The 19,059-nt window shown below is 66.1% G+C and carries 17 protein-coding genes and 1 pseudogene; 11 read left to right on the top strand and 7 right to left on the bottom strand.

Features of this window, described 5'->3' with window-relative positions:
• Nucleotides 1-228: 228 nt before the first annotated feature.
• Together ACIO1C_RS24635 and ACIO1C_RS24640 are read right to left on the bottom strand one after the other, a co-directional pair.
• The gene (locus ACIO1C_RS24635; RefSeq protein WP_401866899.1) at nt 229-624 is read right to left on the bottom strand and encodes a hypothetical protein; all 396 of its coding nucleotides are present in this window, start codon (nt 622-624) and stop codon (nt 229-231) included.
• Between the two features lie 242 nt (nt 625-866).
• Nucleotides 867-1,247: a hypothetical protein gene (locus tag ACIO1C_RS24640; RefSeq protein WP_401866901.1), complete on the bottom strand. Its 381-nt coding sequence runs from the start codon at nt 1,245-1,247 to the stop codon at nt 867-869.
• A 327-nt stretch (nt 1,248-1,574) separates the two neighbouring features.
• Between ACIO1C_RS24640 and ACIO1C_RS24645 the strand changes: the two genes are divergently transcribed.
• A complete protein-coding gene (locus ACIO1C_RS24645; protein WP_401866902.1) occupies nt 1,575-5,108 on the top strand; it encodes a hypothetical protein in 3,534 nt (1,177 codons plus the stop codon).
• 174 nt (nt 5,109-5,282) lie between these two features.
• On the opposite strand, the gene ACIO1C_RS24650 is transcribed toward ACIO1C_RS24645, so the two are convergent.
• Nucleotides 5,283-5,552 (bottom strand): hypothetical protein, encoded by a 270-nt coding sequence (locus tag ACIO1C_RS24650; protein WP_401866904.1) that lies wholly within the window; start codon nt 5,550-5,552, stop codon nt 5,283-5,285.
• 1,315 nt (nt 5,553-6,867) lie between these two features.
• A complete protein-coding gene (locus tag ACIO1C_RS24655; protein ID WP_401866906.1) occupies nt 6,868-7,710 on the bottom strand; it encodes an alpha/beta hydrolase in 843 nt (280 codons plus the stop codon).
• Between the two features lie 867 nt (nt 7,711-8,577).
• Between ACIO1C_RS24655 and ACIO1C_RS24660 the strand changes: the two genes are divergently transcribed.
• A complete protein-coding gene (locus ACIO1C_RS24660) occupies nt 8,578-9,465 on the top strand; it encodes an NmrA family NAD(P)-binding protein (protein WP_401866908.1) in 888 nt (295 codons plus the stop codon).
• Nucleotides 9,466-9,523: 58 nt separating this feature from the next.
• Here ACIO1C_RS24660 and ACIO1C_RS24665 read toward each other — a convergent pair whose 3' ends face one another.
• A complete protein-coding gene (locus tag ACIO1C_RS24665; protein ID WP_401866910.1) occupies nt 9,524-10,507 on the bottom strand; it encodes an IS481 family transposase in 984 nt (327 codons plus the stop codon).
• Between the two features lie 88 nt (nt 10,508-10,595).
• On the opposite strand from ACIO1C_RS24665, the gene ACIO1C_RS24670 reads away from it, so the two are divergent.
• The 4 genes from ACIO1C_RS24670 to ACIO1C_RS24685 all read left to right on the top strand — a co-directional run bounded on the left by ACIO1C_RS24670 (nt 10,596) and on the right by ACIO1C_RS24685 (nt 13,645).
• Nucleotides 10,596-10,787 carry a hypothetical protein gene (locus ACIO1C_RS24670; protein WP_401866912.1) on the top strand — a complete coding sequence of 64 codons (192 nt, stop codon included), beginning with the start codon at nt 10,596-10,598 and terminating at the stop codon, nt 10,785-10,787.
• A gap of 218 nt (nt 10,788-11,005) precedes the next feature.
• Nucleotides 11,006-11,833 carry an enoyl-CoA hydratase/isomerase family protein gene (locus tag ACIO1C_RS24675; protein ID WP_401866914.1) on the top strand — a complete coding sequence of 276 codons (828 nt, stop codon included), beginning with the start codon at nt 11,006-11,008 and terminating at the stop codon, nt 11,831-11,833.
• A gap of 870 nt (nt 11,834-12,703) precedes the next feature.
• Entirely contained in the window at nt 12,704-13,069 is a 366-nt protein-coding gene (locus tag ACIO1C_RS24680) for a hypothetical protein (protein WP_401866916.1), read from the top strand.
• 153 nt (nt 13,070-13,222) lie between these two features.
• A complete protein-coding gene (locus tag ACIO1C_RS24685; RefSeq protein WP_401866918.1) occupies nt 13,223-13,645 on the top strand; it encodes a hypothetical protein in 423 nt (140 codons plus the stop codon).
• Between the two features lie 163 nt (nt 13,646-13,808).
• Here the strand turns inward: ACIO1C_RS24685 and ACIO1C_RS24690 are convergent, their stop codons facing one another.
• Nucleotides 13,809-14,033, bottom strand: coding sequence for a hypothetical protein (locus ACIO1C_RS24690; protein ID WP_401867479.1), 225 nt, complete (start codon nt 14,031-14,033; stop codon nt 13,809-13,811).
• A gap of 4 nt (nt 14,034-14,037) precedes the next feature.
• Here ACIO1C_RS24690 and ACIO1C_RS24695 point away from each other — a divergent pair.
• Both ACIO1C_RS24695 and ACIO1C_RS24700 read left to right on the top strand, forming a co-directional pair.
• Nucleotides 14,038-14,691, top strand: a pseudogene (locus ACIO1C_RS24695) (M20/M25/M40 family metallo-hydrolase); the annotation flags it as partial.
• Nucleotides 14,692-14,836: 145 nt separating this feature from the next.
• Nucleotides 14,837-15,289: a winged helix-turn-helix transcriptional regulator gene (locus ACIO1C_RS24700; RefSeq protein ID WP_401866919.1), complete on the top strand. Its 453-nt coding sequence runs from the start codon at nt 14,837-14,839 to the stop codon at nt 15,287-15,289.
• Nucleotides 15,290-15,306: 17 nt separating this feature from the next.
• Here the strand turns inward: ACIO1C_RS24700 and ACIO1C_RS24705 are convergent, their stop codons facing one another.
• On the bottom strand, nt 15,307-16,518 hold the full coding sequence (locus ACIO1C_RS24705; protein WP_401866921.1) for a cytochrome P450: 1,212 nt from the start codon (nt 16,516-16,518) through the stop codon (nt 15,307-15,309).
• A 227-nt stretch (nt 16,519-16,745) separates the two neighbouring features.
• Between ACIO1C_RS24705 and ACIO1C_RS24710 the strand changes: the two genes are divergently transcribed.
• The 3 genes from ACIO1C_RS24710 (at nt 16,746) to ACIO1C_RS24720 (ending at nt 19,032) form a co-directional block, all read left to right on the top strand.
• The gene (locus ACIO1C_RS24710; RefSeq protein WP_401866923.1) at nt 16,746-17,399 is read left to right on the top strand and encodes an alpha/beta hydrolase; all 654 of its coding nucleotides are present in this window, start codon (nt 16,746-16,748) and stop codon (nt 17,397-17,399) included.
• Between the two features lie 615 nt (nt 17,400-18,014).
• Nucleotides 18,015-18,485, top strand: a complete 471-nt coding sequence (locus tag ACIO1C_RS24715; protein ID WP_401867419.1) for a tyrosine-type recombinase/integrase — start codon at nt 18,015-18,017, stop codon at nt 18,483-18,485.
• 61 nt (nt 18,486-18,546) lie between these two features.
• Nucleotides 18,547-19,032, top strand: coding sequence for a tyrosine-type recombinase/integrase (locus ACIO1C_RS24720; RefSeq protein ID WP_401866925.1), 486 nt, complete (start codon nt 18,547-18,549; stop codon nt 19,030-19,032).
• The last annotated feature ends 27 nt before the right edge of the window (nt 19,033-19,059 follow it).

Raw genomic sequence — 19,059 nt, forward strand, 5'->3', positions numbered from 1 at the left:
ACAACACAGCCCACTCAGCATCCGACAACTCATGACGACGAATCACACCCGCCATAATCCCGCATCACCCGATCGGCTTTGAAGACGACCCCTAGGACACGGTCTAAATCGGGAAAGGCCCAGCCCCCTTCGCGGGGTTGGGCCTTTCCCATTGTTCGGCCGTAGATTCCCTCTGCTGCGCCTGGACGGGCGTGTGCCGTGAACGCAGCGGGGCACGGTGGCACAGAGTCAGTTCACGAAGCGGGCCTTGGTCAACGCCTCGTTCACATGGGCATCGACAAGGGCGGGTGAACCGGCGAGCAGGACCACCGTGGTGCCGGTGCGGATCGCCGTCTGCTTGACCACGCTGCTGCTTCCGCCAGCGGTGAAGGTCATCCGCAGGCTCCACCGCTCGTCACCGAGCCGGGCCGTGGGCATCTTCTGCGTGGTGACGTCAGAAGCGCGCGGGTTCGCAGATTCCTGGAGGGGAACGAGCGAAAACTCGCGCGTCGGTCTGCCGATTTGGAAGCCCTGACGCGCAGGTTCTGCACGTTCGTGGTTGGGCGTAGAGCTACACCCGGCGGTGTTCTGGCTCTCGTGCGGTTGGGTCTGCTTGTGGGGATGGCCGCCAGCATAGGCTTTCACCTGCGGCCCCTCGCCGACCGATTCGCCAGCCGCACCACCGGCCCCAGCCCGCCGTACGCGATCAGATTCGGGTCATCGAACGCGGATGAGACCGCCGCCGCGGCATGGGAGGATTGCATCTCAGAAGTGCCTTGCCGATCGTGCGTGCTGGAAGCCTGGAGAACTCCCATCATCGCAGGTCGCAAGGCACTTCCTCGTTTCCCGAAAGGCCATCCACAGGCATCAGGCCGGTGGATCCGGGCTCAGCTGAAGTAGGCGACGTCCAGGCCGCCGCTCACCGAGGATGTGCCGCTCGGGCAGTACGCGTAGGACTTGGTCCGGTCACCGGCCCACTTCCACGGTCCGTAGTACTCGTAGCCGTTGCTGCAGCGGACCCAGCCGCTGTAGTTCCAGTTCGGGCCGTTTCCGTCGCACCAGCCCCCTGCCCGGGTCGCCGACCGCTCCGGGTAGCAGGTACCGAGCCAGCCGGCGAGCGCCTGCGGGTCGGAGGGCTCCTGGATTCGGACTGTCCCCTCCCGGGAGCCGCGGTCAGTGGCGTCGGCGGCGTATGTGGGCGTTGCCATCGCCAGTGCGAGGCCGAGACCTGTGGCGGCAACGGCGGACAGGGCTGAGGTCTTCCGCATATCTTCCCCTTGTGTCGTGGTGTCGCGTGATCTTGCACGTGAAACATGTGGCCAATTGGTGCGGCTTCTGTGTCGCTCGTCCTAGGTATAGTCGCGACCGGGTTGTCCAGCATGGGCATGCCATGGTGGACAAACAATGTCTGACCAAGGGGGTTGGCCGTGGGGCGTCCTGAGCGTGGGCTGGATCCCGAGGCAGGGCCGCTTGAGCAGTTCGCTTGGGAGTTGCGGCAGTTACGGCTGGCAGCGGGGCGGTTGAGTTATCGAGAGTTGTCCAGGCGGGCGCATTTTTCGGTGACGGCGTTGTCCGAGGCGGCCGGTGGGCGGGAAGTGCCGAGCCTGGCAGTCACGCTGGCGTATGCGGAGGCGTGCGGAGGGGACCGGGAAGCATGGGAGGAGCGGTGGCGGCGGCTGGCCGCCGAGTTGGCGCCCGCCGAGTCCGCCGGGGCCGTTGACACGGCGACAGATGAGCCGTACCTGGGGTTGGCCACCTTCGAGCCGGGAGACGCCGACCGGTTTTTCGGGCGCGAGCGGTTGGTGGGGGAGTTGTGCGCCCGGCTGGGCGATGCCCCGTTTATGGCGGTGTTCGGTGCCTCCGGTGCCGGGAAGTCCTCGGTGCTGAGGGCGGGCCTTCTACCCTCGGTCCGGGCGGGAGCCGTCGAGGGCAGCCAGGACTGGCCAACCGTATTGCTGGTGCCCGGTGAGCGCCCGGTCGAGGAACTGGCCCTCCATCTGGCGAACCTGAAGAATATCGAGGCGAGTTCGCTGTGTGACGCGCTCAGCGCCGATCCCGAGGGAATCCGGCTCACCGTCCGGCAGATCCTTATGGGTCTTCCGGACACGGCGCGCTTGCTGATTGTGGTCGATCAGTTCGAGGAGGTCTTCACACTCTGCCGGGACGAGCGGGAGCGGGCACGATTCGTCGCACTGCTCCTGGCCGCAGTAAGGGAACCCCGGGCACGGGTCATGCTCGGGGTACGGGCCGACTTTTACGCCCGCTGCGCGGAACATGCCGACCTGGTGGCGGCGCTCGACGGCCGGCAGGTGCTGATCGGGCCCATGGACGAGGCCGATCTACGCCAGGTCGTCATCGGGCCGGCGAAGCGGGAAGGTGTGAAGATCGAGCCCGAACTGGTCGAGGCCGTCGTGAGCGATGCCCTCGGCCAGCCCGGGGCGTTGCCACTGGTGTCGCACGCACTGCTGGAGACCTGGCGCAGACGGCGGGGGACGGCGCTGACCGCGGCCGGTTACCGGGCAGCGGGCGGGGTGCGCGGGGCGATCGCGCAGAGCGCCGAGCATGTCTACAGCACGCTGGACGTCATACAACAGCGGCTCTGCGGACATCTGTTCGTACGGCTGACCGCTCTGGGCGAGGGTACGGAGGATATGCGCAGACGGGCGCCACGTGGGGAGTTGCTGGGGGGCGCGGATCGCGAGGCGGTGTCCGTCGTACTGGACCGGCTGATCGCAGCACGCTTGGTGACGGCCGACGAGGAATCCGTAACGGTCGCACACGAGGCGCTCATTCGCAGCTGGCCGCGGCTGCGCGCCTGGCTGGTGGAGGACCGCGAGCTGCTGCGTGCCCATCGCCGGCTTACCGAGGCCGTGGCCGAGTGGGAGCAGCACGGCCGGGACGAGGGCTATCTGTTCCACGGGGCCCGGCTTCGGGCCTGGGACGAGCGCGGTCTGGAGCGGCTCAACGACGCGGAGCGGGCCTTCCTGGACGCCTGCCGGTCCCGCCGAACGCACGAACACACAAGCCGCCAAAGACGTGTGCGGCTCGGTGTAGTCGCGCTAGCGACGGTGGTGGCGGTGGTGGGCGCCCTGGGCGGCGCGACGCTGGTGCAGGCGGAGCGGACGGCGGCCGAGCGAGGCCGGGCCACGTCCCGGCAACTGGCCGCCGAGGCACGCAGCGCGCTGGAGGCCGACCCCCGCCAGGCGCGGCTTCTGGCCCTGCGGGCATACACGACGGCGCCGACGGCGGAGGCCGAGACGGTGCTGCGGCAGGCGGTGGCCGACGACCGGTTGACCCTCACGCTCCCCGGGAACCGCGGCCGGGCCCTGGGCGTGGCCTTCAGCCCGGACGGACGTCAACTGGCCGACACGAGTACGGACGGCACCGTACGGGTGTGGCAGTGGGCCAACGGCCGGGTCGCCGGCAGCACACCCCGCGTGCTGCGCGGGCACGGAGGCGAGGCATGGAGCCCCGAGTTCAGCCCTGACGGGCGGTACCTGGTCACCGCGGGCCTGGACGGCACGGTACGGGTGTGGGTCCTGGGCGGCACCGCCAAGCCGCTGGTACTCCATGGCCACAAGGGCCCGGTATGGACCGTGGCATTCAGCCCGGACGGGCGACAGATCGCCAGCGCGGGCGACGACGGAACAGTGAGGATCTGGGACGCTCAGGGCAAGGGCGTACCGACGATCCTCCGCGGGCACGAGGGCGCGGCGGTGGGGGTGGCGTTCGACCCGCAGGGGCGACGGCTCGCCAGCAGCGGCCATGACGGCACCGTACGCATCTGGGATCTCTCGGGACGGCGAGTCCTGACCGTGCTGCGTGGCCACAGCGATGACACGAAAGAACTCGCCTACAGCCCGGACGGCACACGGCTCATCAGCGCCGGCATCGATGGCACAGCCCGGGTGTGGGACACTCGCGGCAAAGTGGCCCCGGTCGTGCTGCGCGGTCACAGCGGCACAGTGGAAGGTGCGGCCTTCAGCTCCGACGGACAGTTGGTGGCCACCGCCAGCGACGACGCCACGATCCGTGTCTGGAATCCCTCCGGCGGCGGGAATCCGCTCGTACTGCGCGGCCACCAGGGCGTGGTCTGGGCCGCCTCCTTCAGCCCGGACGGTCGCTACCTGGCCACTGCCAGCTCGGACGGCACGGTACGGATCTGGGATCCGCGCGGTCCCGGTGACCCGGTGATGCTGCGCGGCCACGAGGGCGCGGTATGGACCGTGGACGCAGGCGGCCCCGGGGGGCGGCCAGTCGTCAGCGGCGGCCAGGACGGGACGGTGCGCGTCTGGGATCCGGCGCGAGGCCGCGCGCGCGTGCTGGGCGGACACGACGGGGACGTGCTCGGCCTCGCCGTCAGCCAGGACGGACGGCGCGCGGCCAGCGCAGGCGCGGACGGAACGGTAAGGATCTGGGACCTCACGGGTGGCACCGCACCAATGGCGGTACTGAACGACCATAAGGACGGCGCATGGTCCGTGGCCCTCAGCTCCGACGGGCAGCGGGTCGCCAGCATCGACGGCGACGCAACCCTGAGAGTCTGGCATCTCGCCGAAGGCCACCGCCCGGCATTCGTCCGCCCTTCCGCAGACGGCACCAACCTCCGGTCCGTGGCCTTCAGCACGGACGGACAGCAGGTGGCCACCGGCGCCGACGAGAAGACGCACGGCACGGTGCGGATCCGGGACGCGCGCAACGGGCGTACTCTGCACGTCCTGCGCGGGCACCGCGGGCTGGTATGGACAGTCGCCTTCAGCCCCGACGGGCACCACCTGGCCAGCGGCGCCGACGACGGCACCGTACGCATCTGGGACCTCACCCAGGACCGCGATCCGCTCATCCTGCGGGGCAACCAGGGATTCGTGTGGAACGTCGCCTTCAGCCCTGACGGCGACTGGGTCGCCAGCGCAGGCAAGGACGGCACCGTACGACTGTGGCGCACCCACACCGGAGGAGAACCCCTCACCTTCGAGGACTTCGGCACCTCCGTAGAAGGCATCACCTTCCTCGCCGAGAGCCGTGACATCGCCACCTCCCACGGCGACGGCACGGTCCGCCTCTGGCACTGCAACGCCTGCAGCCCGATCCGAGAACTCCTCGCCCCCGAGGGCATGCAGGCGGAGTGACCGGATTGCCTGCGGCCCCATGCAACCGACCATCCCGAAAGGGTGTAGCTACACCCTTCGTGGTTGGTCAGCTCTGGCAACCGCGGTCGCTCGCAGCCTTCGCCTCGGCCACCGTCGCCGCGGCAGCTTGGCTGTGCGCTCCGGGTGGGCGGCTTTGATGTAGCGCATGGCTGTCTACGCGGTGATGCCGAACAGCCGCATCAGGTGCAGCGGATCGGCCTTGTCGGACGACTCGTTCAAGATGCGGTCCTGACGCAGCCCGTCCATCGTCACGCCCTTCGGGAAGACCATCCGCACGGTTTCGATAGACACCGGTGGCCGCTCCTGGTCGAGGGCCGAGCACCTGCTGACCAGCAGATGCGGGTTGGCCGAGGCAGGCCAGCGGCGGTGCCGGTAGGTGAGCCAGTCGGCGGCGAGTTGGTGGGTGAACTCCTCCAGACACACGGTGTGCCACAGTAGCCCGCGGCGGATCTGAAGTGTGCCGGCGGGACAGGTCGAGGTCCTCGGTGAGCAGGGTGCGGACCTCGTGCCCGGGTAGCGCGTGGACGGCCATCAAGGCGATCACGAGGCAGCCGAAGGCGGTTTTCACCTGGGCCAGTAGCCCGGCGAGCACGTCGGAGGGCACCGACTTCGGCAGGCCGCCGACACCGCCGACGACCAGGTTCCGGGTGGGATCTCGGAAGACGACCCGCTCCTGCCGTAGGGCCCGGAACAAGCCGCGCAGGCAGACGGCAAGGTGACGTCCCGGCGCGCCGCGCCGGTCGGCGACAGCAGTCTCGATGTCGTCGGGGGTGATCGGGCGCAGGGTGGTCATGCCGTCGGCGGCCCAGCCGGTCAGGACGGGCTGGAGGGTAGCGAGGTAGCGGCGGATGTACTCGTAGCCGCGAGGCCGGTGTTCGCGCCGGCCCTGGCCGCGTAGCACGGTCACCCACGTTCGCACCTCTTCGGCGACCGCGTACTTCCGCGCGTACGGCAGCTGCTCGCGCCAGCGCGAAGAGAACTCCTTCATCGCCGTCGGGTTGTTGACGCAACTCGCCGGCCCGCAGGGACGATCGGGCCTGCGCGGCGCTTGCACAGGCTAAGCAGGGCAGTGAACACAGCGATTTGCCCGCATTGACGTCTACGCTTTCCTGTCCGGCTTCGACAACGCCGACCGCGCCTGGAAGAACTGGGTCGACTCCTGCGCCGGCAGGCGCAAAGGCCGGCCCGTCGGCCACCCGCGCTTTAAGAAGAAGGGGTCCGCGACCGAGTCCTTCACCATCTTCCATGACGTGAAGGCCCCCGGGATCCGCCTGGACGGATACCGCACACTGCTGCTCCCCACTATCGGCAGCATCCGGTTGCACAACACGAGCAAGCGTCTGGCCCGTCTGGTCTGAGCGCGGCGACGCCGGAGCCGTCTATGCCGTCCCGTTCGAACCGGCGACCGGCCGTTTCGATGATCCGCTGCCGCGTCGCCCGCTTCTGGTCTTTCCCGTATCGCGCCATACCTTCGCCCGCTCCCTGGAGGGCCATAGCCTTCCGCCCATCCCTGGGTAAGATTATACCCGTACTCTAATCGGGACGGTCTGCGTTGCTGCGGCTCCCGGCCTCTGTTGCGACGCCTGGGCGGCGTGGTGAAAGCGCCAAGGTTCGGGCTCGGCGCCCCGTGGACAGCTGTGGACAGTGTGGCGCTGCGGCCGGTGGGATTGCCTTTGACGGGCGATCGCGGCCGGCCGCAGCGTCTACGTGCTGCTGTGCCCGGGGTGTGGCGCCTGGGTCAGAGTGATTTCAGGACGCGGATGCGGTCGGCCTTCATGCGCCGTGCCACGGAGGTGTTGAAGGCGACGGTCTCGAAGGCATGTGGTACGGACGGGTGGAGGTGGAGTTCCGTGTTCACCCCGGCGGCAGCGGTCCGTTGGGCATACTTGACGTCCTCATCCCGGAAGATGTCCAGCTCAAGGGCCTCCATGTAGAGGGGCGGCATTCCGGTGGCATCCGTCATCCGTGCGGGGGCCGCGTACGGCGACACGTCAGCCCCTCCGCGGGCGTCGCCCAACAGTGCCCCCCACCCCGTGATGTTGTCGTCGTACGACCAGGTGATGAGCCCCTCGAGCGCGGGGTCGGGGGTGGTGTTGCGGTCGTCGAGCATGGGGTACAGCAGGATCTGCCGGGCGATCGTGGGGCCCTGGCGGTCGCGTGCCAGCAGGGCCAGGCCGGCCGCTACGCCGCCGCCGCCGCTGTCGCCCATTACCGCGATGCGGGCTGGGTCGATTCCCAACTCCTCGGCATGTTCCGTGAGCCACGCCAGGCCGGTGAACGCGTCCTCGACCGGGGTCGGATGCGGATACTCGGGAGCCAGGCGGTACTCCACCGACAGGAACGGGACCCCGCTGTTCGACACGAAGCGGGACACCGTCCCGTTGTAGAGCCCGACACTGCTGCAGATCATTCCGCTGCCGTGGAGGAAGAGGACCGCCGATCCCGGGTTCGTGCCCTCCTTCGCGTACCAGCGCAGAAGCAGTCGTGCGCCGTCGCCGGCGGTCACCTCGAAGTCTTTGACGACCACGTCGTCCGGCACGGGTTGCGCCACGTCGATCCTGGCGTGTGCTGCGTCGATCACGGCCCGACGGGACGCGACATCCCCTGCCGGAGGAGGGGTGGACGGCTCTCGTTCCCCGAAGAACTGAACCGTTGCCGTGACGACCTCTGGATCCCAGAAGAACGACATGTATTACCGCCTTGCTCAAATAACGCAGTTGGCCCGTCAACGGCGCTCGGAGAGTGTGTGAACACGTCACGTAACCGTGAAGCCGGCCTCCGAGGAAGCCTCAAGCCGCCAGCTAATTCGTATGCTTTTGCAGCATAAGCAGCATAGACGCCGGACCGGCACGGTGTGGACTCCGGGTCGCCCCGGCCGGGCTGTTGGCAAAGGGGGTCCGTCAAGTGGTGCCGTGCCTCAGGTGGGCCCGGCTCAGACGCATTCTCCGGGGAATCGGGAGAGACGCCACGCGAGCAGGCGAGCGGTTCCCGGGACCTTCCCTCCGAAGGCGGTCAAGCGCATTTCGGTGCCCGCGCAGGCCGGTTGCAATTGCAGGGCCCTGTGGACGGTGATGTGTTTGCGGCACGGCGGCGCGCCCCTCCGTCGCCACGAAGACCGGAAGATCCCGTCGTGTTTCGCCCAGGTCCCGTCAGCAGCCGATGTCCGCAGCCGGTTGTGGGGAACTCGCAGGTCAAGGGGCCCGGATGCAAGGGTTGGACTTTTGAATTACGATAGACATCTAAAGGTCGAAGCCGGACGGCGGTGTGCGCTCCTTGCCACAACGGCAGGCGTACGCCCCCTTCGGCGCGACCGAACGCGCTGGGGCGCGGAGACACCGGTCGTGCCCGGTCCACGCAACCGGACCAACGGCTGAGTGGACCGGGCACATCGTGAGGTTGCACTGATGCCGTGTCCCGCCAGCACCCTGCACATCGAAAGAAGAGGCGAATGACCACGATTCTGATCACCACCGCCAACGGCGCCACCGGCCGGCCGATGGTCGACTATCTCCTCAAGGACGGATTTCACGTCCGTGCCATGGTCCGCGGTGATGACGCGCGAGCACAGGAACTGCGCGAGGCGGGCGCCGAGGTCGTCTTCGGTGACCTCCTTGACTTCCGCGACGTGCGAGCGGCGCTCGATGGCGTCCGACGTGCTTACTTCAACTACCCGTTGGGTGAGGGGCTGGTAGAGGCGGCCGTCATGTTCGCGCAGGCGGCGAAAGAGCAGGATCTCGAGCTCATCGTGAACATGTCGCAGATACAGTCACGCCCCTACGCGCGCAGCAAGGCCACCCAGAACCACTGGCTGTCCGAACAGGTCCTCGATTGGTCCGGCGTGCCCACCACCCACCTGCGGGTCACATTCTTCATGCAGTGGCTTCTCTACATCTCCGGGCTCATCCGCTCCGGTCGCTACGTGATGCCGTTCGACGGGGACAGCCGCTTCGCTCCGATCGCCGGCCGTGACATCGCGCTGACCGCCGCCGGCATCCTGGCCTCGCCGGAGAAGTACAGCGGCCAGATCCTCACGCTCACGGGCCCGGTGGAGTACAGCCACCAGGAGCTCGCGGGTGAGGTGAGCCGAGTGCTGGGGAGGGCCCTTGCCTTCGAGCAGGTCACCGTGCCCACATACCTCGAACTGCTCGGCATCGAGAATGACACCCTCAAGCTCAAGCATTTCGAGGCTGTCATCATCGATCAGCGGGAGGGACGTCTGGCAGGCGTCAGCGACACGGCCTCGACCATCAACAGTCGGCCCATGGTGACGGTCGAGGAATTCATCAACGAGAACCGCTCCCAGTTCGAGCCCGGCGACACCAAGTCGGCCGGCTGATCTGCCTGACGTCAGGCTGACTTGTATGTGCTGCGGTCAGTTGTGGGCGGTGAACGTGCTAGGTGTATTGACCTGGAGCGTTGTTGACGCGGTTGATGGGTGGGTGTCCGTTGAGTGCGGTGTGGCAGCGGTGGTGGTTGTAGGTGTGGAGGAAGTCTGCCAGGGCTTGGGTGCGCTCGGTGTTGGAGGTGTAGGGCCGCAGGTAGGCCCACTCGTCGAGCAGGGTGTGGTTGAAGCGCTCGACCTTGCCGTTGGTCTGTGGCCGGTAGGGCCGGATGTGCTTGTCGGTATTGCCGGCCGCGGCCAGGGTCTGGGTGAAGAGCTTGGACTTGTAGCAGGAGCCGTTGTCGGTCAGGACGCGGTCGACGGTAATGCCGTGGCCGGCGAAGAAGGCATGGGCACGCTGCCAGAAGGCGATCGCTGTGTGCTGGCGTTCGTCGGCCAGGACCTCGCTGTAGGCGAGGCGGGAGTGGTCGTCGACGGCGGAGTGGATGTAGCTGTAGCCGATCACCGGTTTGCAGCTCTTGCGCTGGTCGGTCGTGGCCTGCCGGTTGCGGTCGCCCGCTGCTCTGCCGACGGTGTGCCAGCCGCCGCCGTCGGGGATGTTGCCGAGTTTCTTGATGTCGACGTGGACCAGCTCGCCGGGGCGGCGGCGCTCGTATCGGCGTATCGGTTCGCCGGTCGGGCGGTCCAGCCGGGCCAGCCGGTTCAGGCCGTGGCGGGCAAGGATCCGGTGGACCGTGGAGGCGGGCAGCCCGAGAATCGGGCCGATCCGGGCCGGGCCGAGTTTGCGGGCCTGGCGCAGATCGCAGACAGCGGATTCGGTCTCGGGGGCCGTGCGGTGAGGCGTCGTGCGAGGCCGGCTGGAGCGGTCGTGAAGGCCGGCCTCGCCCTCGGCCCGCCAGCGGCGGACCCACTTATGGGCGGTGGGCCGCGAAATGCCCATCTCTGCGGCGACGTGGGCGACCGGACGGCCCGCGAGGACTCGTTCGATGAGAATCCGCCTGCCGTGAACGGTCAGCCGGGCATTACGGTGGGACACGAAGACCTCCGTGTGGTGCAGTCCTAGACAGCTCCACCACATCGGAGGTCTTCGTCATGTTCAAGACCCACGAGTGTCAACAACGCTCGTGATCAATACAGGTGTCGCGCTCCTCGGCATCATCTTCTTCGACACCGCCGGCAGTGCCGTATCCCCCCACGCCTATGGGCAGGGGTTCCAGGCGGTCCTGCCCTACATGATCGGGATCGCGGCGGCGGTCGCGCTGCTGGCCCAGCTCCTCCAGCGGCGGCCTGCACCCTCGAAGCCGGCTGCGCGGTAGGCGTCGTGGTCGTACCCGCGGCCGGCGGAGAGTGAATCCGGCTTGCCCCGCGGGCTGTCCGATTCGTGCTGTCACCGGTGCGATGGCAATCGATCAGCGGCATGAACAGGGTGACGTCCAGGGGCACTTGACGGTCCGTCCGACGCGCCCCGCGGAGAAGTTGAAGCTTGACCATTCCCTCACTTGTTTTTTTAAAGGCAGCTATTATGCTCAGTACTATGGCAATCGAAGATCAGTTTCACGTCACAGAAGTCTCACCCGCCTACTGGAAGGTGACGTTCGAGAACGGCCCCATCAATCTGATGGATGTCGACACCGTCGAGCATCTTGCGGTCCTCATCGACCGGATCGAAGCAGACCCCGATCTCACCGTCGTGGTCTTCGACAGCGCCAACCCTGAGTTCTTCATCGCGCACTGGGATTTCCTCGCCGATCGATCCCGGGTCGGCGCCATGCAGCCCGGACCCACCGGCCTGCATCCCTACCTGGACAACTTCGTTCGTCTCGCCAGTCTGCCGGTCCTGACCATCTCGTCCATCAAGGGGCGTGTGCGCGGCGCCGGCAGCGAGTTCGTGCTCGCCACCGACATCCGCTTTGCCGGCGAGAACGCGATTCTCGGCCAGATCGAGGTGGGTGTCGGCGCGGTCCCCGGTGGCGGGGCTGTCGCCCGGCTTCCCCGCATTCTCGGCCGCGGGCGGGCACTGGAGATCCTGCTCGGAGCAGACGACTTTCCCGCGGCCCTCGCGGCCGAGTACGGCTACGTCAACCGCGTGCTGCCGGAGGCTGAACTCGATTCCTTCGTCGATGCTTTCGCCCGACGGGTGGCGCGGTTCGACAAGGTGGCCGTCTCGCGGACGAAGGAACTCGTGAACGTGGCATCGCTGCCCGAGGACGAGGAATTCGCTCCCGGTCTGGCGGCTTTCTTCCAGACCTCCGCTCGCCCCGAGAACGCCGCACACGTACGGACCCTGTTCGAGCGAGGGCTCCAGAGGCCGGACGGAGTGGAGTTGAACCTCGGCCGGGAGATTGTGCCGAACCGAGTATGAGCGGCTCCTCGACCATCAATATAAACCACAGAGAAATCTCCTGCTGCGGACAGGGACGCCTGGAAACAGGCTGATAGCCTTCCGTTCTCGGCGCGCCGCGAATTGATCTTTGGTCAGCGGTTGTCAAGAATCGATTTGATCAGAGACGGCATCCTTCCATGACGGTGCCCCTCCGTGTGCGCCTTGTTGCGTGTATCGGAAGTGGCGGAACTCTATCATTGAGAGGTTTTTTTCATGCTCTTGCATTTGAGACAGTGGCGGCTTCTGATTGTTGCCCTGATCGCCGCTTTTGCGGTGACTCTCGCCACGGGAACGCAATCTTTTGCGAGCGAACCCGGAGAAAGTAACCAGTGGAGCCCGGAACAGTCCGGTGGCATTCAGGCTCAGTCGACGGACACAATGTCGGAGACGACCGGACCCGATGGAACGTTGGTGACCATCCGGCGTGGGTGGTCGGATAACATGGTCTGGGTGGCTGTGAACCACGGGCAAGGGTTCCCCGTAGCCTTCGCGCCTACAGAAACCCTTGTCGCCCCTCGCGTCGTCTACTCCGCCGGTTATTACTACGCCTTCCACACCGGGGCATCCGCGTCGGTCTGGTGGAGTCGCAGCTCAAACCCGGGAGATCCAAATTCATGGATCTCCTGGCAGAGGGCGTCTAGCGGGATCGCGACCTATCAGTCGGTTTCCGTGGTATCAAGCCCCGGCGGAATTCTGATGGCATTTTCGAGTGCGACCGACACGCAGATGTACACCAGCTTCCTTCCCAATGGAAGTGGAAATTGGTCACCCCCTCTGGCTGTATCCAACGGTCAAACCAACCATCGGAGTGACAGCGCCCCGACAGTGACATATAATCCACATGATGGAATGTTCTGGCTTGCTTTCCGGGGATTGGGAAACAATAACGTTTACATCACCAGCAACCAGGCTCCGAGTGTTCCGAGCATTCATTGGTCCAACCTGTCCCAGCTGTCCGGCATCGAACTAGACAGCTCCCCGGTCATCGCGTCGCTCGAAAACGGGGACATGCTTGTGTCCGCGAGGGGTACCGACGGCCATCTGTGGAATCAGCTGGTGGACCGGAACCGCTCCTTCAGGGGATGGCAGGCGGAGAGCCAGGGCTGGCAGACGAACGTCGCGCCGTTCCTCGCGGTGGCGAACGGCGTCATCAGCATGGTGATCATCGGGCAGCGCCAAGGGGCAATCTGGTGGAAGACGGCCTACAGGCCGTAGACCTGGTAAGGCGGGTCTCCGCTGGATTCCTTCCGTAGATGCTGCGACCCCGCCAGATTCTTCCTCTGACGGTGTCACAGCATCTACGGCGTCGCCGAAGCCGATGGAACGGCCATCGCGGGGAAGTTTCCGTCACGCGACAAATCTCCCTCCGTGGCGAGTGAAAACACGAGTAAGGATGACGATGTTCTCCGTTTCCAAAAAGGTACTCTCTTTTGCCGGAGTGGTCTCATCCGCAGCGCTGTCTCCCCCTCCGGGATGCCGGCGGCAAGTGCCGCACCTGCCGCGAGCGGTTGGCTGACCATCTGTCGGGACGCGCAGTTCCAAGGCTGCACAAGTATCGGGAGTGCTTTCCGGGAGTCCAATCTTCGCGAAGAGAACAACGAAGTGGGTCTCGGTTTCCAGGATTCCATATCTTCGATCAGGAATGACACCGGGAAGAAGATGTGCTTCTTCGTGGACAGCAATTTCAGGGGCGCGATGCTTCCGCTTGCCCCGCACACCGAGATAAATGATCTGAGCCAGTTCAACCTCCAGGCCTTCCAGGACAGCATCACTTCGTTCGGACCCTGCTGACCTGATCGAAGCAGCTACAACTTGTCGCTGGGCGGATTTTCCGTCCCGGTGTTGACAGGTGACGGCGGCTGTACGGAACGACGAAGCTCCTGGCAGACGGGTTCTCGACTGAGAAAACTGAGGTCTGTCAGGAGCTCCGTCGTTCCGTACAGCCGTTCTGGATCTAGGAAGTGGCCCGCGCCGGGGCGTCGCTCGTCCACGCGTGGACGCCCGATCGTTGTCCCCGCAGATCGTGGCAGAACAGGGGGACGGCCGCGGCGATCGTGGTGCCGTCCCTCTCGATCGTCCTCACGACCTCGAACGCGTCGTACCGAGCCATGACGCGGCTCGACGCGCCCAGGTGCACGGCGAGCATCGGACCGACCACGAAGATCGAGAACAGGTACAACGGGCCGACCGTGCACGGCGCGGTCAAATCCGCGCGCAAGGGCACCGGCATCTTTCGGGTCACCGCCACCGGGGTCGAGGCGCACGCCGGGCTCGCACCGCAGGACAGGGCGAGCGCCATCACCGCGCTGGCCGAGTTCGTCCTCGCCGCTGCCGCCATCGCCGCCGCCGACAAGGGCACCACGATCAACACCGGGCTCATCAACGGCGGCTCCGCCACGAACGTCGTCGCCGCCCGGGCCACCGCCCAGCTCGACATCCGGGTCAGCAACCCGGCGGAACGGGCGCGCATCGACGCCGAGTTCGACGCAATCCAGGTGAGCGACCCTCGCGTCCGTGTCGAAGTCGACCGCGCCTGGAACCGGCCGCCGATGACCCTGAACGCCGCATCCGGGCCGCTCCTTGCCCTTGCCCGCGATGTCGCCCGTGAGCAGGGCCGCGACCACCTCCCCGACGCGGCCGTCGGCGGCGCCAGCGACGCCAACTTCGTCGCCGCCCTCGGCCTGCCTGTGCTGTGCGGCCTGGGTGCGATCGGCGACGGCGCGCACGCCCGAGGAGAATTCATCTACCCCGACACCGTGCCCACGCAGACCGCCCTGGTCGCTGGACTGCTGCAGCGGCTGAGCCGACCCCTGCCGGGTTCGGTCGGAGGAGGCTGACACCTGACACACTTAACACGCCTGCCGCGCCCACACTCCGCGAGGTCTCCTCCGCGGAGACCCCCTAGGGCAAGGACCCCTAACTACTAATAGTAAACTCAGATAGGCTGCGATTTTCGAAGTCATCGCCTGAGAGTGGGTGCCCGTGCCTCATCCGTCCAACGAGCCGTCATGCTCGATCGAGCGAAGTCTCGGCCTGCTCGGCGAGCGGTGGACGTTGCTGATTCTCCGCGGGATCTACAGCGGCTGCTATCGATTCAGTGAGCTCCAGGCGACCCTGGACATCGCGTCCAACCTGCTGAGCACGCGCCTGAAAACCCTCGAAGCCGGAGGGGTGATCCGCAAGCTCGACTATCAGATGCCGGCCGGTAGCAGACGTCGCGCCAGCTACCACCTGACTCCAGCAGGCGAAGAGCTGCGGCTGATTCTGGCCGCATTCCAGCAGTGGGGAGACGACAACTGCCCACGGCCGTCCGGACCGTCCGCGTTTCGCCGCCAACGGTCCACCGGGCAGGCAGTTCACGTGGGTTTCATCGACGACGAAGGCCGCGAGGTCGCTGTTTCCGATGTCCACTTCGTCGCGGCTCCTGAGAGCTGAGTCGCACAGCCGCCTCCTCACCCGTCGAGCAGCAGTACCGGCAGCTCCGTGAGGGTATTGACGAGCAGCGCCGGTTCGCGGGGTGGTTCGCCGGCCGCGTCCGCCAGTCGCAGGTCGGGGAAGCGGGCCAGGAGGGATGTGAGCGCGAGCCTCACTTCCAGCCGGGCCAGGGGCGCCCCCAGGCAGTGATGGATTCCATGGCCGAAGGCCAGGTTCGCGGCAGCGTTGTCGCGTGAGATGTCCAGTCGCGCGGGATCCTCGAAGAGGCTGGGGTCGCGGTTGGCGGTGGACAGTACGGCGACGACGACCTCCCCCTGGGGGATGGTGGTGCCGCCGACCGTGACAGGGGCGGTGGTCACCGCGGGGATGGCTACGTGCAACGGAGAGTCGTACCGCAGCAACTCCTCGACCGCGTCGCGCATCCGCTCCGGCTCGTCGCGCAGAGAGCGCAGTTGCTCAGGGTGGCGCAGCAGCGCGTTCATCCCCAGGGCGATGGCGCTCGCGGTCGTCTCGTGTCCCGCGACCAGCAGCAGCTTGACCATGGAGGTCAGTTCGTCCTCGGAGAGGCGGTCGCCGCCGTCCCGGACACTGATCAGTGCTGACAGCAGGTCGTCGGACGGGTTCGCGCGTTTGAGTGCGACGAGGTCCTTGACGAAGTCGACCAGTTGCCTGACGTTGTCGATGTACGTGTCGGCCGGGTGCGCGCTGCCGTTGACGGCGATGTGGGACCACGCACGGAACCTCTTCCGGTATTCGGAGGGTACCCCCAGCAGTTCGCAGATCACCTCGATGGGCAGCGGATAGGCGAAGTCGGCCACGAGGTCCACGCGGCCCCCGGCTGCCGCGGTCTTCGCCATCTCTTCGAGGAGTCCGTCGGCGATCTCCTGGATGCGCGGTGCGAGGCCATCGATCCGGCGCCGGGTGAACGCGGCGGTCACCAGGCGCCGCAGGCGCGTGTGGTCCGGTGGGTTGGTGGTGAGCATATGGGTGTTCTGCGCCGCGTTGAGTTCCGCGGGGATCCGGTCGATGTGCGGTCCACCGCGGTTCTGCTTCGCGATATCGGGATGGGCGAGTACGTGGCGCACCTCCGCGTGGCCCGTCACGAGCCAGACAGGGACTCCGGTGAACAGAACGGTCTTCTGGACCGGACCGGCCGCCGCCAGCTCGGCGAAGTCGGCGTACCGTGCCGGCCCGTTTGTCTGTGTGAAGGGACTGGGGGCGCGGTTCATCGAAACAGTAACTTTCTTTTTCGGAGCGGGTGAGTGATCTCCTCGGCCAGGGCATGACCCAACGATCACTCGCCTTTTTCTCAGAATGCTCCCGTGCCACCGCCCAGTCAAACAGAAGCTCATGCTTTCGAGGTATCACAGAAAGCAAATATCGTATTGGACGCCATCGGGCCGCGCGGCCAAGATTGAAGAGCAACCCATTCGTAAGCGGATTCTGGGAGTTGATCGTGAGCCGGACAGCGGAACTCCCCCCGGTCATCGACGGCGAGGCCGTGCTGTGGTCCGCGCCCGAAGATGAGCGCGTCGGCCGCCCTCTCCTGGTGGCGTTGCACGGGTGGAGTTATGACGAGACGCATCTCTTCCGAATCACCCGCCGTCTCCACGGGGACGTGGTTGTCGCGTCGGTGCGCGCCCCCATCGCGGAAGCGGGCGGGTACGCCTGGTTCCCCAGCCGGGGCAACCCGATCGGCAACCCACAGCCCCGTTTGGCGAATGCCATGACCAGGGCCGTTCTCGCTTGGATGGACGGACAGCCCGGGTTCTCCTCGGTGGGGCTGATCGGCTTCTCGCAAGGGGCCGCGATGGCGCTGCAGATGATGCGGCAGGATCCGGCACGCTTCTCGTACGCGGTACAGCTGGGCGGATTCGTCGTCGACGGCAGCTTGCCGGGGGACCTCGTGCTTGCCGGCACCAGGCCACCGGTCTTCTGGGGCCGTGGCGGACTCGACGGGGTGATCCCGCAGGACGCGGTGGCACGGACGGAGGCCTGGACGTGGGAACACACGCACGCGGACATCCGTATCTACCCGAAATTGGGGCACGATGTCGCGGGGCACGAGGTCGACGATATGACGGAATTTATCCGCAGCCGGATCGCTTGACGAGGATTCCGCGAAAAATGGCAGCGGGTGTAGGGGGCGCTCCCTGGCCGTGGAATTTTTACGGAAAGTGCGATGAAGCTGTTTCAGGTAAGCTCCTATCCTTTTGGGGACAGAATGAAGCCACGACAGAACATCGTCATAACTGGGGCTAATAGCTTCCGCATGGGCCCCCGTGGTCGCGTCATGTACCGGGTGGATGCCCTTGACGCCTGGGTCCGCGAACAGGAGCAGGCTGACTCCCGCTCCAACACGACCCTGAGCCCGCTGAGCGCAACTCCACAGCAACGCAGCCGCCCCAGCGTCTGACGTTCCGTTCGTCGTTGAGGGCCGTTTGCACCCTCCAGAAAAGGAGACTCCCCTGGCCGGCTACATCGAAGACCGCTGGATCAAGAGAAGAAGGACCCGGTCACCGGGAAACGAGAGCGCACCGAACGCTACGGAAAGGGCAAGAGGTATCGGGTATCCGGCATATCCGGTGTCCGGGACAGGTCCTTTGACGTGCTGGAGGATGCCAAGGCATGGCTCCGGCGATCAAGTACCGACCAGGAGCGTGGCGAGTTCGTCGATCCACGTGACGGTTCCATAACGCTCGCTGAATACGTGGGGCGGTACTGGATGCCGGGTGTGCGTGGCGAAGTCAAGACGCGCAAGACCATCGATCAGCGGATTCGGCTACACGTAATACCGCACCTGGGCGGTGTTTCGCTGAACAAGGTGTCTGCGGCCGAGCTTCGTGCCTACATAGTCAAACTCGAATCCTCGTGCTCGCCGCAGTACGCCCGCAGCATCCTCACAACGCTGTCGAGCGTCCTCGAGACAGCGGTTGATGACAAGCGTCTTGCTCGGAATCCGATGAAGTCCAAGTCGGTCCGATCGCCGAAGCTGCCCGATGAGCGTCGCGAGGCGTGGCCTGAGGCGCTAGCTCGGAGGGTGCGTGATGAGATCAGCCAGAGGCACCGTACAGCGGTAATTCTTGGGCTTGGGTGCGGTCTGCGTCAGGGCGAAGTCTTCGGTCTGAGCATGGAGGACGTCGACTCACGCGCGTGGAGTCCTCCACGTCCGACGTCAGGTGCAAATAGTCAATAGCCGCAAGTACTTTACCCTTCCCAAAGGTGGCAAAACGCGCGTTGCGGATATGCCGCGTTCCGTGGCCGACGAGCTGGTGAAGCATGCCAGGACGTACCCCGGTGACAAGGTCGAGCTTCCCTGGGGCGGGCCTGAATCGGACAGGGAACGGAAGAAGTTCGGCCTCGTTCTGACAACGAAGTACGGGAACGCGATCGCCGCCAACACGTGGAACACCGAGATCTGGAAGCCTGCCCTGGCCAGGGCAGGTGTCATCCCTCCGCGTGCCAAGGGGGCGAAACCTTGGCAGTGGCAAGCGGCACCGAAGGACGGGTTCCATGTATTGAGGCACACGTACGCATCCATCGTGCTGGAGGCAGGAGAGTCGGTCGTCACCCTCGCCAGATGGCTGGGGCATTCGTCGCCGACCATCACGCTCGATCACTACGCGCACTTCATGCCGGAGGCGGGGAAGAAGGGGCGCAGGGCGATCGATAGCCTGCTGGGGGAGCGGGAGGAGGAGAGCTCCAGTCCGAACTCCCCAGATTCTCCCCAGACTCGATCCTGAGTGCAGATTCGACTGTCCGACGCGCGT

Origin of the sequence: Streptomyces sp. NPDC087420 (assembly GCF_044744165.1) — a bacterium.
Lineage (GTDB): Bacteria > Actinomycetota > Actinomycetes > Streptomycetales > Streptomycetaceae > Streptomyces.